Origin of the sequence: Streptomyces sp. JB150 (assembly GCF_011193355.1) — a bacterium.
Lineage (GTDB): Bacteria > Actinomycetota > Actinomycetes > Streptomycetales > Streptomycetaceae > Streptomyces.
Map to the genome: position 1 here is coordinate 5755346 of NZ_CP049780.1, position 14844 is coordinate 5770189.

The following is a 14844-nucleotide window of genomic DNA, read 5'->3' on the forward strand; positions in this document are numbered from 1 at the left end:
CCGATCTGGAGTCACCCCGCCATGCAGGCAGAACCGAAGAAATCGCAGGCGGGGTCCCTGGTCGGCGAGGAGTACGAGGTCGAGGTCGGACCCGTCGCGCACGGCGGGCACTGCATCGCCCGCACCGACGCCGGCCAGGTCCTCTTCGTCCGGCACGCGCTGCCCGGCGAGCGGGTCGTGGCGCGGATCACCGAGGGCGAGGAAGGCGCGCGGTTCCTGCGCGCGGACGCGGTCGAGATCCTGGACGCCTCCAAGGACCGTATCGAGGCCCCCTGCCCCTTCGCCGGGCCCGGCCGCTGCGGCGGCTGCGACTGGCAGCACGCCAAGCCGGGAGCGCAGCGCCGGATGAAGGGCGAGGTCGTCGCGGAGCAGCTGAAGCGGCTCGCGGGCCTGACCCCCGAGGAGGCCGGCTGGGACGGCACGGTCATGCCGGCCGAGGGCGACAAGGTGCCCGCGGGGCAGGTTCCGCAGTGGCGCACGCGCGTGCAGTACGCCGTGGACGCCGAGGGCCACGCGGGCCTGCGCAAGCACCGCTCGCACGAGGTGCAGCGCATCGACCACTGCATGATCGCCGCGGCGGGCGTCAGCGAGCTGGGGATCGAGAAGCGGGACTGGACCGGCATGGAGTCGGTCGAGGCCATCGCGGCGACCGGCTCGCAGGACCGCCAGGTGATCCTCACGCCGAAGCCCGGCGCGCGCCTGCCGATCGTCGAGCTCGACCGCCCGGTGTCCGTGATGCGGGTGGGGGAGAAGGACGGCGGAGTGCACCGCGTGCACGGCCGCCCGTTCGTCCGCGAGCGCGCGGACGGCCGGACCTACCGGGTCGGCAGCGGCGGCTTCTGGCAGGTCCACCCGAAGGCGGCCGAGACCCTGGTCACGGCCGTGATGCAGGGCCTGCTGCCGCGCAAGGGCGAGATGGCGCTCGACCTCTACTGCGGCGTCGGCCTGTTCGCCGGCGCGCTCGCCGACCGGGTCGGCGAGACGGGCGCGGTCCTCGGCATCGAGTCCGGCAAGCGCGCCGTGGAGGACGCGCGGCACAACCTCGCCGACTTCCCGCGGGTCCGCGTCGAACAGGGCAAGGTCGAGTCCGTCCTCCCGCGCACCGGCATCACCGAGGTCGACCTCATCGTCCTCGACCCGCCCCGCGCGGGCGCCGGCCGCAAGACGGTCGCCCACCTCGCGTCCCTGGGCGCCCGCCGCATCGCGTACGTCGCGTGCGACCCGGCGGCACTGGCGCGGGACATCGCGTACTTCCGGGACGGGGGGTACCGGGTGCGGACGCTGCGGGTGTTCGATCTGTTTCCCATGACGCATCACGTGGAGTGCGTGGCGATTCTGGAGCCGGCGGCAAAGGCTTCTTGACCAGCGGACCAGCGGACCAGCGGACCAGCGGACCAGCGGGAGCACCGGTGGGCTCAATCCGATGCGCCATGTCGAACAGTTGGAACGCTTTAGAGCTGTCAACTGCGGACCTGGAGAAGAAAGCGGCGCACAAACCTGTGTGATGCCCGTGGACGCCCAGCTTGATTCGAGCTGTTGACGAGCCACGGGACCCACAGCACAACCGGGCGGTGTTACATCCGCTTGTTCAAACCCTCGGCGACGGTTTCGACCACCGCGCTTCCGCCGCTCAGCACCACCGCGAGTCCGTCCCTCATCGCCCCTTTCCATGCCACAGGCAACCACTAGGATCTCTCCAGAGGATCCGACCATGGGGAACGGCGGCCCTCGAGGGACACGAGAAGCGGGGACAGGCATGCGGGAAGGCCGGTGGGTCACAGTCACCGAGTCCGAGTTCGAGCACGAACGCCGCGGCCTGGAGGCGATCCGCCAGAAGCTTCCGGACACCGATCCCTGGCGTGCGTGGTCGAATTTCACCTTCACCGCGCACACCGGCCACGTCCGCGAGGTCGACCTGCTGGTCGTCGCGCCCGGCGGCGTGTACATGATCGAGCTGAAGGACTGGCACGGCTCGGTCACCTCCGAGAACGGCACCTGGGTGCAGACCACCCCCGGTGGCCGGCGCCGCACGCACGGCAACCCGCTGCACCTGGTCAACAAGAAGGCCAAGGAACTGTCCAGCCTGATCGGGCCGGGCCAGGGCGGCCGGCGTGTCTGGATCGGCGAGGCGGTCTGCTTCACCGACGACCGGCTGCGCGTGCGCCTGTCCGCCCACGACCAGAACGGCGTGTACACCGTCGACGAGCTGGTCGAGATGCTCAATCAGCCTCCGCGCGACGAGCGGCGCCGCGTCACCGCGATCGACTCCCGGCACATCAAGGCCGAGCTGGACCGCATCGGCATCCGCCGCAGCGAGGCCGAGTACAAGGTCGGCCCGTACGAGTTGCAACGACGCCCCTTCGACTCCGGTCAGACCTGGGCCGACTACGAGGCGCACCACACGGAGTTGCCCGAGCGCGCCCGTGTCCGCGTGTACCTGAGCGAGCGAGGCTCGGACGCCTCGCTGCGGCAGTCCGTGGAAAACGCCGCCCGCCGCGAGGCGGCCGTCCTGCAGCGGTTCCGGCACCCGGGCGTCGTCCCCTACCGGCAGTACTTCCCGACCGGGCACCCCGCGGGGCCCGCGCTCGTCTTCGACTACGACCCGCGGACGATGAAGCTGGACGAGTACCTGGTCCAGTACGGCGCGAAGCTGGACATCCTCGGCCGGATGGCCCTGGTCCGGCAGCTCGCCGAGACCATCCGCTCCGCGCACGCCAAGCGCATCCACCACCGTGCCCTCGCAGCCCGTTCCATCCACGTCCTGCCCCGCCCGGACGGTGGCCCGGGGAAGGCGGCCGGTGATGAGGCCGCCTGGCTCAGCCCGCAACTGCAGATTTCCGACTGGCAGATCGCCACCCAGCGCAGCGGTGACTCCTCCCAGGGCGGGACACGCCTGGCCCCGACCGCCCTGTCCGCGATGCACCTGGCCGACGACGAAGACCCTTATCTCGCGCCCGAGCTGACCGCGCTGCGCCCCGACCCGGTCTCCCTGGACGTCTACGGCCTCGGCGTCCTCACCTACCTGTTGGTCACCGACAAGGCCCCGGCCGCCAGCCAGGCCGAGCTGCGGGCCCGCCTGGAAGCCGGGGAGGGCCTGCGGCCCAGCTCCCTCGTGGACGGCCTCTCGGAGGACGTCGACGAACTGGTGCAGGCGGCCACGGCGTACAACCCCGACCGGCGCCTGCACAGCGTCGACGACTTCCTGGAGATGCTGGAGGTCGTCGAGGACTCCCTCACCGCCCCCGCGTCCGCCGGTGCGCCCGAGACCGCCGCCGCACCCGAGAAGGACCCGCTCGACGCGGTCCCCGGCGACGTGCTCGACGGCCGCTGGGAGGTGCGCCGCCGGCTCGGCACCGGCTCCACCAGCCGCGCCTTCCTCGTCCGTGACCTGGAGGCCGAGGCGCGCCGCACCCGCCCGCTGGCCGTGCTGAAGGTGGCCTTGTCCGACAGCCGGGGCGACATCCTCGTCCGAGAGGCCGAGGTCATGAGCCGCCTGCGCCCCCACTCGGGCATCATCCGCCTCGTCGAACCGGAGCCCCTGCGCATCGCGGGCCGCACCGTCCTCGCGCTGGAGTACGTGGGCGACGAGCGCGACGACGCCGGCGAGCCGGGCGAGCGGAAGGCGCCCCGCCGCCGCGAGGAGACGGTGGCCCGCCAGCTCCGCGACGAGGGCCGGCTCCCGGTCGACCAGCTGGAGGCGTACGGCGACTACCTCTTCGGCGCGGTCGACTTCCTGGAGGGCGAGGGCGTCTGGCACCGCGACATCAAGCCGGACAACATCGCCATCCGCGTCCGCCCCAACCGCACCCGCGAGCTGGTCCTCATCGACTTCTCGCTCGCCGGGTACCCGGCGAAGAACACCGACGCGGGCACCGAGGGCTACCTCGACCCGTTCGTCGACGTCATCACGCGCGGCACCTACGACTCCCACGCCGAGCGGTACGCGCTCGCCGTCACCCTGCACCAGATGGCCTCGCGCGAGCTGCCCAAGTGGGGCGACGGCAGCGTCCCGCCCCGCATGACGGACCCGAAGGAGTGGCCGTACCCGACCATCGCGGCCGAGGCGTTCGACCCGGCCGTGCGCGACGGTCTCGTCGCCTTCTTCCAGAAGGCCCTGCACCGCGACGTCGGCAAGCGGTTCCCCGAGCTGAAGCCGATGCGGGACGCCTGGCGCAAGATCTTCCTCGACGCCTCGCGCACCGTCCCCTCCAGTCACCGCAGCCGCCACCCGGCCCCGGCCGGCACCGGCTCCGGCGCGGATGCCCCCGGGGCGGAGCAGATCCCCCGCGGCGCCATCGCGGACGCCGAGCCGGAGACCGCGGAGCAGCAGCGCGACCGCCTCGCCGCCGAGGTGACCCGCGACACCCCGCTGACCGTCTCCGGTCTCACCGGCGCGGCCCAGTCCTTCCTCTACGGCCTGGGCATCACCACCGTCGGCGAGCTCCTCGACTACAGCCGCCGCAAGCTCGTCAACGCCCCCGGCCTCGGCGCCAGGACCCGCAACGAGGTGCAGAAGCGCCAGCGGGAGTGGGGCGAGCGGCTGCGCGCCACCCCTGTCTCGCCGCTCACGCCGCAGGGCCGCGCGGAGGCGAAGGAGGAGCTGGAACAGCTCACCGCCGCCGAGTCCGCCCTCGCGGGCACCCTGGCGACGGCCGACGCAGCCGGCGGCCTGTCCGCCCGCGCCCTGCGCTCCGTCAGCCTCGACGCCCTCGCCACGATCTTCGTTCCGGTTGTCAACAACAACGGCTCCAACCGCAACAAGGCCGAGATGGTGCGGCTGCTGCTGCGCCTGCCCGACGAGCACGGCGTGCTGCCGGACATCGGGGTGTGGCCCAAGCAGAAGGACGTCGCCGAGGCGCTGGGCCTCAGCGCCGGGCGCATCCCGCAGATGCTCAAGGAGGAGCGCAAGCGCTGGAAGGCCGACCCGGCCGTCCGCGCCCTGCGCACCGAAATCCTCGACCTCCTCGCCGGCATGGGCCGGGTCGCCTCCGCCGTCGAGATCGCCGACGCCCTCGCCGTGCGGCGCGGCAGCCAGCTCGCCACCCGCGAGCAGCGGCGCGCGCTGGCCCTGGCGGCGGTCCGCGCCGTCGTCGAGATCGAGCAGCTCGCCCCCGACGAGGCCGAGTTCCAGCACCAGCCCAACCGCAAGGCCACCGAGGAGTCGCTGGGTGCGGGCCTGCTCGCCCTGGACGTGCGCGAGCACGACGCGCCCGACACCCCGACCGCGCCCGGCCTGCTCGACTACGCGACCAAGCTCGGCCGCGCCGCCGACCGCCTCGCCAAGCTCGACACCCTGCCGACGGCCGCGACCGTCCTGGCCGAACTGGGCGCGGTGGCCATGCCGCCCGGCGCGATCGACTGGGACGAGCGGCGGATGGTCGAACTGGCCGCCGCCGCGTCCGTCAACGCCGCCGCCACCCCCCGCCTGGAGATCTACCCGCGGAACCTGCCGCTGGTCCGCGCGCTGCGCCTCACCCAGGCCGGCCTGGTGCGCCGGATCGACGGCGTGCCGGAGGGGCGGCAGCCCGGCCTGACCGCCGAGGACATCCACGAGCGGGTCCGCGCCCGCTTCCCCGAGCTGGTCGTCCCGGACGGACGCGGCGGCACCACCCACGAACTGCCCACCGGCGGCCCGCTCACCAAGGCGCTGCGCGACGCGGGCTTCGAGCTGTCGCTCAGCACGCGCGAGGACACGGGCACGCTCCGCTACCTGTCGGCGCGGGTGGACGACGCCTCCAGCTACCTCACGACGGGCGCCTGGCGGCACTCGACGCGCACGGGCACGGTGACCCGGTACGCGGACGACCCGCAGCTCGCGGGTGCGGTGCGCGCGGAGGAACGGCTCCTCGCCTCGGCCCGCCGGGACGGGTACCGGGTGCTGACCGTACGGCAGCAGCTCGTACGGGACGCGGTACGGGAACTGGGCGCCGAACGGCTGGGCGCGCGGGCGGTGTCGGTGACCGAGCTGTTCCTCCAGGCCCTGCGCGCGCAGGTCACGCCGGGCACCAAGCCCACCTGGGAGACCCTGCTCAAGGCGGACGCCGCCGAGCCGGGCTCGAAGGGCGCGGTGCGGTTCGCGGAGTACGCGCGGACGGCGTGGGGCTCGGTCGAGCCCCGCATAGTCGAGCTGCTGGGCAACGGCGCCGACGGTCCCGTCCTGCTGACGGAGGTCGGGGTGTTCGCCCGGTACGACGCGATGGGCGTCCTGGACCGCCTGGCGTCGGCGGCCCGGCAGGGCGGGCGGGGGCTGTGGCTCCTGGTCCCGCAGAACGACCCCTCGCGCGAGCCGAGGCTCGGGCAGGTGGCCGTGCCGTACCAGGCCGGCCTGGGGGAGTGGATCCAGCTTCCGGACACGTGGGTGGGCAACCGCCACCGCGGGTCCGGCGAGAACGTGGCGAGTGGTGTCGAGGGAGACGCGAAGTGATCGACCGCAAGGCTCTGTTGGACGACCTGAAGCAGCAGGTCAAGGCGGTCGAGGCCGACCTGGGCAAGCAGGTGAAGGCACTCGGTGAGGTCCACGCCCGGCTGCGCGCCGAGTACGACCAGGCCCGCAAGCTCGGACGTACGGCGGCGACGTGGAACTCGTGGCTGGACGAGCGGGTCACGCAGGTCGCGGTGGCCTGGGTGCTGGGCACGGTCTTCGTCCGCTTCTGCGAGGACAACCGGCTGATCCCCGAGCCGTACTTGACGGGGCCTGACGGCGACCGGCGCGAGCTGGCGGAAGCGCGGTACGACGCGTACGTGGAGACGGACGACGACCCGACCTACCGCGGCTGGCTGGAGAAGGCGTTCGACGAACTGGGCCAGGGCCAGGCGGGCCGGCTCCTCTTCGACAAGCGGCACAACCCGCTGTACCAGATCCCGCTCTCGCACGACGGTGCGCGCGAGCTGGTCGAGTTCTGGCGGCAGCGCGACGAGGCGGGCGCCCTCGTCCACGACTTCACCGACCCGCTGAACGAGGACGGCACGGAGGGCTGGGACACGCGGTTCCTGGGCGACCTGTACCAGGACCTGAGCGAGGCAGCCCGGAAGACGTACGCGCTGCTCCAGACGCCCGAGTTCGTGGAGGAATTCATCCTCGACCGGACGATGAACCCGGCGGTGCGGGAGTTCGGGTACGAGGAACTGAAGATGATCGACCCTACGTGTGGGTCGGGACACTTTGTGCTGGGGGCGTTTCGGCGGTTGGTGCGGTTGTGGGGGGAGGGGCAGCCTGGGCGTGATGTGCATGAGCGGGTGCGAGCGGCGCTGGACTCAGTGCACGGTGTGGATATTAATCCATTTGCGGTGGCTATTGCGCGTTTTCGGCTGCTGGTGGCAGCGATGGCGGCGAGCAGCGTGTTGACGCTGGCGGAAGCCGCGAAATACGAGTGGCCGATTCACTTGGCGTCAGGTGATTCCCTAATTAAGGCCCGACAGTTGGAGTTGGTGCTTGGCGGAGGTGAAGACGGAATGGATGACCCGCTGGCCTCCTTTGCTTACACCACGGAAGACGTGCAGGATCATCCGGGGATTCTTCAGCAAGGTCGCTATCACGTGGTGGTGGGCAACCCTCCCTACATTACGGTTGGCGACAAGAAGTTGAATTCATTGTATAGAGAGTTGTATGACGTGTGTGCAGGTACATACGCTCTCTCAGTCCCGTTTGCGCAGCGTTTCTTTGAATTGGCCAAGCGTGGCGATGTTCATGGGTGTGGGTACGGTTTTGTTGGGCAGATTACGGCGAACTCGTTCATGAAGCGCGAGTTCGGCAAGAGGCTTGTCGAGGAATTCTTCCGCGATCGAGTTGAGCTTATGGAGGTCATTGACACATCAGGTGCTTACATTCCTGGTCATGGTACGCCAACGGTTATTCTAGTTGGCAAGCGGCGCAGTGGGGCTGGGCGGTCCAAGACGGTACGCACCGTACGCAGTGTCCAGGGTGAGCCCCAGGTGCCGGAGAGTCCGGAGAAGGGATTGGTTTGGTCTGCGATTGTCAGTCAAGTGGACAGACCGGGCTCCGTGACGCCGTGGATCTCGGTCGATGATCTTGATCGTCAGCGTTACTTTGCCCGTCAGCCGTGGATTTTGGCCGACGGCGGTCTCGAGCTAAACGAGGTGATTAGCGAGAATTCATCCTCAAGCCTTGGGGATCATGCGAAGAGATTCGGGTATGTAGGCATGACGGCTGCGGACGAGGTTATGATTCGCGCGCAGCGGGCATGGCCGACCGAAATGGCGAAATTTTTGAAACCCGTCATTTCTGGTGAAGAGGTGCGAGACTGGAATGCCAAAAGTCAGAATCGCGCCTTTTATCCATACTCGGAAAATCGGACGTTGATCAGCTTGCCTTACACGGTGGCGACATCGTCGGCGCTCTGGCCTTATCGAACCGAGCTGGGAGGGCGTGCAACTTTCTCCGGAGTAAGCTACTACGCCGCTGGGCGGCCTTGGTGGGAGTGGCATCAGCTTCCAAAAGACGAGGGAACTCACGAGTGGCTTATCTCCTTTGCGCGTGACTCTTCGCATGGCCAGTTCTTTCTTGATCGTGGAGAATCTCTTTTTAAGCAGACTGCTCCGGTGATCAAATTGCCCGCGAATGCTACCGAAGTGCAACACCTTAATTATCTGGGGGTGCTAAATAGTTCCACTGCTACTTTCTGGCTCAAGCAAGTAAGCTACCCTAAGGGGGGTGACCCCATCGGGGGTGAAGGGGCTCGCGTTAGTGCTCATCCTTGGTCTGATCGCTATGAATTTACGGGCACGAACGTGGCGAAATTTCCGCTTCCGATGAAGTACCCGCTAGAGCTCGCTGTCAGGCTAGATAGCCTTGCTAAGGAGCTTGCTGCTAATAGCCCTGTAGCTGTTAGCTATGGGGACAATCTTTCTGTCGGTGTTCTCCGCGAGGCTCGCCGAACCTGGGAGGTTACTCGTGCACGTATGATTTCCCTTCAGGAGGAGTTGGACTGGCAGGTCTACTCTCTCTATAACCTCCACTCCGACGACCTTCGCGTTTCCGAGGATCCCGACGACTCCGACATTCCTGAACTCGCCCTCGGTGAGCGCGCCTTCGAAATTGTCCTTGCCCGTCGCGTAGCCGCAGGCGAGGCCAGTGACGAGTGGTTCAAGCGGCACAATTCCACGCCTATCACGGAGATCCCCGCCCACTGGCCCGCCTCCTACCGTGAGATCGTGCAGAAGCGGATCGACGCCATCGAGTCGAACCGGGCTATCGGCATGGTCGAGAGGCCCGAGTACAAGCGCCGCTGGGCCACCGAGGGCTGGGACGCTCTCCAGGAGAGGGCCCTGCGCTCCTGGCTGCTCGATCGTATGGAGAAGCGTGACCTCTGGTTCGACGAGAACGGTCAGCCCACCATCCTGACCCTGGCACGCCTCACCGACGCCCTCTCCCGAGACGAGGACTTCGTCTCCGTGGCCAAGCTGTACGCGCCCCGCAAGGATCTGCCCAAGGTCGTCGCCGAGCTGATCACCGATGAGCACGTGCCGTTCCTCTCCGCTCTGCGCTACAAGCCCTCCGGCCTGAAGAAGCGCGCTGACTGGGAAGAGGTGTGGGACCTCCAGCGCAAGGAGGACGCCGCGCCCGACGAGCAGACCAAGCGGAAGATCCGGGACTCCATCCCCGTGCCGCCGAAGTACACCTCGGCCGACTTCCTCCGCCCGTCCTACTGGAGGGCGCGCGGCAAGCTGGACGTGCCCAAGGAGCGGTTCATCTCCTACGGGCAGACCCACGCGGCCACCCCAGACCTCTACGGCTGGGCCGGCTGGGACCACAAGGAGCAGGCGCAGGCGCTGGCGACGTACTTCACCAACACCGCGCTGTCCACCGAGGAGATCACGCCGTTCCTCGCCGGCCTGCTGGAACTCCAGCCGTGGCTGTACCAGTGGCACAACGAGTTCGACATGCTCTACAGCGGCTCCCCGGCGGACTTCTTCGCCGCTTACCGCCAGCAGAAGCAGGGCGAGCACGGTCTCACGGACGACGACCTCCGTGGCTGGCGTCCTCCGGCCGCGACCCGAGGTCGTCGCGCAGCAGTGAAGCGGTAGCCAGGAGCAGATCGATTTCCGACGGTTCAGGGGCCACCCGGTGCGTGGGCGGGTGGCCCTGGGCCTGCACGTTCAGCTCCGCCCACACGGTCTTGCCCGGGGCTGCCGGGCGAAGGCTGACGCCCCAGTCGTCCGCGAGGGTGGCGACGAGGAGCAGACCCCGGCCGGACTCGGAAAGGGAGTCGGCCGCCGGGGGACTGGCCGGAGGCCGTTTCTCGGTGCGGGTGTCGGTCACCTCGATGCGGAAGGTGCCCCCGGTCAAGGTGAGTCGGACGTGGAAGTCCCTGCCGGGGACGTGGCCGTGGCGTACGGCGTTGGCGGTGAGTTCCGCCGTGATGAGGGTGAGCGTCTCGTTGACCGGGGCCGTGTAGGGGTGGCCCCAGTCGTCCAGCCGGTGCGAGACGAGTCGGCGGGCGAGGCGGGCGCCGCGCGGCGTCGACGTGAAGCGCATGGTGAATTCGCGTTCGGGTGCGGGACGCTGCGGCATGTGCCCGTTCGGGGGAGTTGCTGACTTCATAGGGTCAACGGTCTTGGACCCTGCGTAGCTTTGACCAGGAGTGACGCGCTGACGGGTACGGGCTGTACACGCGGTCGGTGCGCTTGTACGTGGTGGTGGGCGTGACCGGTTCCCGGGCTCCGAGTTGGCCTGACGGGGCGGTTGCACGAGAGGAGCTGCGGCGTGGACGACGAGGTTCAGCAGCCGGAGTACGAAGTCGGGACGGGCATGCTGTGCGTGTTCGGGCGGCAGTTGAAGTTGTTCCGGGAGCGGGCGGGCCTGGACCGCGCGGGGTTGGGGTCGCTGACCGGGTACTCGGCCTCGACGATCGCGTCGTTCGAGCAGGCGAGACGTATTCCGCCGCCGAAGTTCATCGACCAGGCGGATGAAGTGCTGGGGGCGGGTGGGGTGCTGAGCGCGAGCAAGGAGGAGGTGGCTCGGGCTCAGTATCCGGCGTTCTTCCGTGATGCGGCCAAGTTGGAGACGGAGGCCGTCGAACTGCATGTGTACGCGAACCAGGCGGTGCCCGGACTCTTGCAGACGGAGGAGTATGCGCGGGCCATTTTCATGATGATGCGACCACCCATGCGGGACGAACTGGTCGAGCAGCGGGTGAGCGCCCGCATGGTCCGGCAGGAGATCTTGTCCAGCCGCGATGCGCCCCTCGCCAGCTTTGTCATGGATGAGGCAGTGTTAAAGCGTCCCATCGGAGGTCGAGGCATCCTGCGTGGCCAGCTTGAGCACATCCTTCTGATGGGGCAGCGGCGGAACGTCGAAATCCAGGTTATGCCGCTCGACCGTGAGGAGAACGCGGGTATGGCCGGTCCCTTCACCTTGATCGAGACGAAGGAAGGGCGGAGGATCGCGTACGCCGAGGTACAGAACGTCAGCCGCCTGCAGACGGAGCGGGACCGCGTCCGTGCGCTGGAGGCCAAGTACGGGATCATCCGAGCGCAGGCCCTGACTCCTCGTGAATCATTGGCGTATGTAGAGAAGTTGCTGGGAGAGCCATGAACGCGCACGTACATCAGCCGCACATAGACCAGTTGGTATGGCGCAAGAGTCGCTACAGCAGCGAGGAAGGTGGCGAATGCGTCGAGGTCGCCGTCCGCCCCGCCAGGGTCCACGTCCGCGACTCGAAGGACACCACCCGCGCCGCACTCGCCGTACAACCCACGGCATGGGCCGCGTTCGTCGAGTTCGCGGCAAGCTAACAGACGTGGCGCCGATCGCAGGGCCCTTCGGCGAGCATCCGTTCGCCGAAGGGCCCTGCGCGTCCCGTCTCCGCGTCTTCAGCAGCCCCGGCGCCTCGCTCGCCGGGTGTCGCACCAGCACGGGCCGGCATGACGGTCACCGTCCGGCCGGAGGCGGCCGGCTCTCGGCGGAGGTCGCCTTCCCGGGGGCGATCGGCGCCGTGGTGGACCCGGCCCGCACGCCACCGTCACCCGCATAACGAGGTCTCAACGGAGCTGACGCTGTCCCGCCCTTGCGGCGCGGAACTGCTGTAGGTTCCTGCCATGAAGCAGGGTAAAGAGGTCGAGAACCCCGAGTCGCGTTTCTTCGCGCTGCTGGTGGCGGCAGCGAAGCTTCCGGGTGTGCGTATCCACCGGGAGGCGTACCTCCGGAGTGCGCTGGCTCGCCACTGCTCCGAGGAGGACATCCGACGAGCGATCGAAGAGACTCCTGCTGCGGCGGGCATCACTGTCGAGGTTCTCGACAAGGTGGCCAACGACTCCATCCGCTACGAGACGGCCAAGGTCAGCGCCCTTTCCGCCGCCGCAGGGATACCCGGCATCCTCGCCCTCCCCGCCACGGTGCCCGCCGACACGGCCCAGTACGTCGGCCATATGCTGCGCATCGCGCAGAAGCTCGCCTATCTCTACAGCTGGCCCGATCTGTTTTCCGACGAGGGCGATGACGCCGACGACGCGACCATGGGGGTGCTCACGCTGTTCTTCGGCGTGATGTTCGGCACCCAGTCGGCGAACGCCGCCGTGGGGAAGGTCGCGGGGATGATGTCGGAGCAGGTCGCCAAGAAGCTGCCTCAGAAGGCGCTCACCCAGGGCGTCGTCTATCCCATGGTGAAGAAGATCGCAGCCTACCTCGGCGTCAAGATCACAAAGGATTCGTTCGCGAAGAGCGTCTCGAAGGCCATCCCCCTCGTAGGGGCTGCCGTCTCCGGTGGGCTCACCTTTGCGACCTATCTCCCGATGGCCAAGAGGCTTAAAAAGCACCTCGCCGGCCTGCCGCTGGCAGAACCGTCGCGCCGAGTGATGGACGGGGAAGTCGTGGACGGTGAAGTCGTCGAAGACCACGAAACCTTCGCCGCAGCACACGCCGAACAGCACGGCGCGGACACCACTGCCCCCGAGCTGGAGGAACCCAGGTCCTGACGCCGCGAGTGTGCTCTCCTGGCTGCCCGAGGGAGCGGCCTTCCGTCTTCGGCGGAGGTGCGGGCCCGGGTTCGCTGGTGCTACGCCTGCTCGTGATGCGTTGTGTCCCGGAGGCACGCCCGCAGCGCCGTCACCGTGGGTTCAGGGATCGGCGGGCCGATGCGATGACGTTGTGGGCGTCGGCCCCGTACACCGCCGACTCGCTGAGGGTCTTCCAGACCTTCCTGTACAAGGCGATGTTGTCGGCGTCGTCCAGCCACAATTGGGCGTGCCAGTCCTCGGCGACGACCAGTCGGTCATCGAGCACCCAGAAGCCGTTGGCAGGCACGATCTTGACGGACGCCGCGAAGGGGATGACACCCAGCTCGACCGTGTCCATACCGATCATGCCGGTGAGGCGGTCGAGTTGGCCCGCCAGCACCGGGGGCGGGCAGATCAGCGACCGCAACGCGGCCTCCCACATCAGCACGTGCAGCTTTCGCCCGGACCGGTACAGCCATTCCTGGCGCTGCACCCGGGAGCGGACGGCTGCCTCGACGTCGCCGGCTCCGCCCAGCAGCTCCGCGTACCGCTGGATGACATGTCGGGCGTACTCCGGCGTCTGCATCAATCCGGCGATCACCGACTCTTCCCAGATCCACATCTCGGAGGTGCGGTCGAGCTCGGCGCTCAGCCCCTCGTGAAGGGGCTTGAAGCCGTTCGCCAGCGCTCGGCGCCATGACCTGATGTGCGACTCGAATCCGGCCAGTCTGGCGGCGAGTTCGGGGTACACCCCCGGTTGCTCGGTCGCGTCGGCCCACGCCCGCAGGTCCTCGGGGGTGGCCGTCTGCTTGCCGTTCTCCAGCTTGCTGACCTTGGAGCCCGGCCAGCCGAGCCGCTGCGCGAGCTGCTGACCGGTGAGCCGACCACCGGGGCACGTGAAACGGAGTTCGCGCAGCCGCGCACCCAACGCCGCCCGTGCCTGCTGATAGTCAGTGCTCACCGGTCACGCGCTATTCGGTCGTGGCCACCTGTGCGGCGAACCGGTCGCGTGGGACGGCGTGGTGCATCGCAGCGTCGCGCACCATGGCGTACCGCACGACCTCAGCCGGTTCGGTGATCAGCTCGATGTCGAGCAGGTTGTCCTCGTCATCGAAGTGCAGCAGGGCGACCAGCCGTGAATCGAAGATCCAGAAGTCCTCGGCGGGCAGGCCGGCTCGCTCGGCGTCCTCGCGCCACAGATACCGGATGTCCTCGCCGAAGCCGGCGTTGTGCCGGGCGTAGTCGAGCAGGAACAGCTGTTCCGTGGTGGGCTGGGCATCGGCGATGCGCACACGGCCGACCGTCTTGCCGGCGCCCGTCTGGGCCTTGATGGTGACGAACCAGGGTTCGTCGGGGTCGCAGGGCGACGAGCCGTTGGCCAGGAACGCCTGGAAGTCGGGGTCCTGCCGGTCCGACGCGTAGCCGCGCCGCGTCTCCAGCCGCCAGGCGGTGTGCTCGAAGGTCTCGAACAGGAGGCGGAAGGCGGCCCGGTCCACGAGTTCCGGCACCCGCTCCGTCTCCTTCGGTCCCCAGTTCACGAGCAGCTCGCGCGGCACGGCCACCGCTGCCTCGCCGACTCCGAAGTGCCTGAGCTGCGCGAGGTCTTCGGGGTCCGTGACGGGCGTGCCCTGAACGATGATCTCGCCGGTGCCTTCGTCCGTGTGCAGGGCGGGGCAACCGTCGACCTTGCTGTCCGTGCCGGTGAAGCGCAGCCGACGAACCATGGACGCTCTCCCTTCCGCGGGGTGTCGATCCCATCAGCATGGTCGGTGGTCCGGCCCGGCACTACGGAGTCGGACAGGGTTCAGCAGAAAACGCCGGCAATCTCACGCCCATGGAGAGCAATTTCGAGAAAACAGCGTACCGTCCGTCGGCGCTCCGCCTTTAGCG

The 14844-nt window shown here is 68.6% G+C and carries 9 protein-coding genes; 6 read left to right on the forward strand and 3 right to left on the reverse strand.

Annotated elements, in window-relative coordinates:
• Window positions 1-21: 21 nt before the first annotated feature.
• The 3 genes from G7Z13_RS26515 to pglX all read left to right on the forward strand — a co-directional run bounded on the left by G7Z13_RS26515 (window position 22) and on the right by pglX (window position 10044).
• Window positions 22-1362 carry a TRAM domain-containing protein gene (locus G7Z13_RS26515; protein ID WP_166002732.1) on the forward strand — a complete coding sequence of 447 codons (1341 nt, stop codon included), beginning with the start codon at window positions 22-24 and terminating at the stop codon, window positions 1360-1362.
• A 394-nt stretch (window positions 1363-1756) separates the two neighbouring features.
• A complete protein-coding gene (pglW, locus tag G7Z13_RS26520) occupies window positions 1757-6424 on the forward strand; it encodes a BREX system serine/threonine kinase PglW (protein WP_166002733.1) in 4668 nt (1555 codons plus the stop codon).
• The gene (gene pglX / locus G7Z13_RS26525) at window positions 6421-10044 is read left to right on the forward strand and encodes a BREX-2 system adenine-specific DNA-methyltransferase PglX (RefSeq protein WP_166002734.1); all 3624 of its coding nucleotides are present in this window, start codon (window positions 6421-6423) and stop codon (window positions 10042-10044) included. The genes pglW and pglX overlap by 4 nt, the downstream gene beginning before the upstream one ends.
• Here the strand turns inward: pglX and G7Z13_RS26530 are convergent.
• Complete coding sequence (locus G7Z13_RS26530) at window positions 9971-10561, reverse strand: ATP-binding protein (protein WP_240926353.1); 591 nt, start codon at window positions 10559-10561, stop codon at window positions 9971-9973. The two genes, pglX and G7Z13_RS26530, sit on opposite strands and share 74 nt — an antisense overlap.
• A gap of 162 nt (window positions 10562-10723) precedes the next feature.
• On the opposite strand from G7Z13_RS26530, the gene G7Z13_RS26535 reads away from it, so the two are divergent.
• From G7Z13_RS26535 to G7Z13_RS26545, 3 genes are all read left to right on the forward strand, one after another.
• On the forward strand, window positions 10724-11554 hold the full coding sequence (locus G7Z13_RS26535) for a helix-turn-helix transcriptional regulator (protein ID WP_166002735.1): 831 nt from the start codon (window positions 10724-10726) through the stop codon (window positions 11552-11554).
• The gene (locus G7Z13_RS26540; protein ID WP_166002736.1) at window positions 11551-11754 is read left to right on the forward strand and encodes a DUF397 domain-containing protein; all 204 of its coding nucleotides are present in this window, start codon (window positions 11551-11553) and stop codon (window positions 11752-11754) included. The genes G7Z13_RS26535 and G7Z13_RS26540 overlap by 4 nt, the downstream gene beginning before the upstream one ends.
• Window positions 11755-12057: 303 nt before the next feature.
• Entirely contained in the window at window positions 12058-12933 is an 876-nt protein-coding gene (locus G7Z13_RS26545; RefSeq protein WP_166002737.1) for a hypothetical protein, read from the forward strand.
• Window positions 12934-13063: 130 nt separating this feature from the next.
• On the opposite strand, the gene G7Z13_RS26550 is transcribed toward G7Z13_RS26545, so the two are convergent.
• Both G7Z13_RS26550 and G7Z13_RS26555 read right to left on the reverse strand, forming a co-directional pair.
• On the reverse strand, window positions 13064-13915 hold the full coding sequence (locus tag G7Z13_RS26550) for a helix-turn-helix transcriptional regulator (protein ID WP_166002738.1): 852 nt from the start codon (window positions 13913-13915) through the stop codon (window positions 13064-13066).
• Window positions 13916-13925: 10 nt separating this feature from the next.
• Entirely contained in the window at window positions 13926-14678 is a 753-nt protein-coding gene (locus G7Z13_RS26555; RefSeq protein WP_166002739.1) for a DUF6879 family protein, read from the reverse strand.
• Window positions 14679-14844: the final 166 nt, after the last annotated feature.

Coding starts and splice junctions, on each gene's coding strand:
- G7Z13_RS26515 (WP_166002732.1), top strand. CDS start 22: ATGCAGGCAGAACCGAAGAAATCGCAGGCGGGGTCCCTGGTCGGCGAG.
- pglW (WP_166002733.1), top strand. CDS start 1,757: ATGCGGGAAGGCCGGTGGGTCACAGTCACCGAGTCCGAGTTCGAGCAC.
- G7Z13_RS26530 (WP_240926353.1), bottom strand. CDS start 10,561: ATGAAGTCAGCAACTCCCCCGAACGGGCACATGCCGCAGCGTCCCGCA.
- G7Z13_RS26540 (WP_166002736.1), top strand. CDS start 11,551: ATGAACGCGCACGTACATCAGCCGCACATAGACCAGTTGGTATGGCGC.
- G7Z13_RS26545 (WP_166002737.1), top strand. CDS start 12,058: ATGAAGCAGGGTAAAGAGGTCGAGAACCCCGAGTCGCGTTTCTTCGCG.
- G7Z13_RS26555 (WP_166002739.1), bottom strand. CDS start 14,678: ATGGTTCGTCGGCTGCGCTTCACCGGCACGGACAGCAAGGTCGACGGT.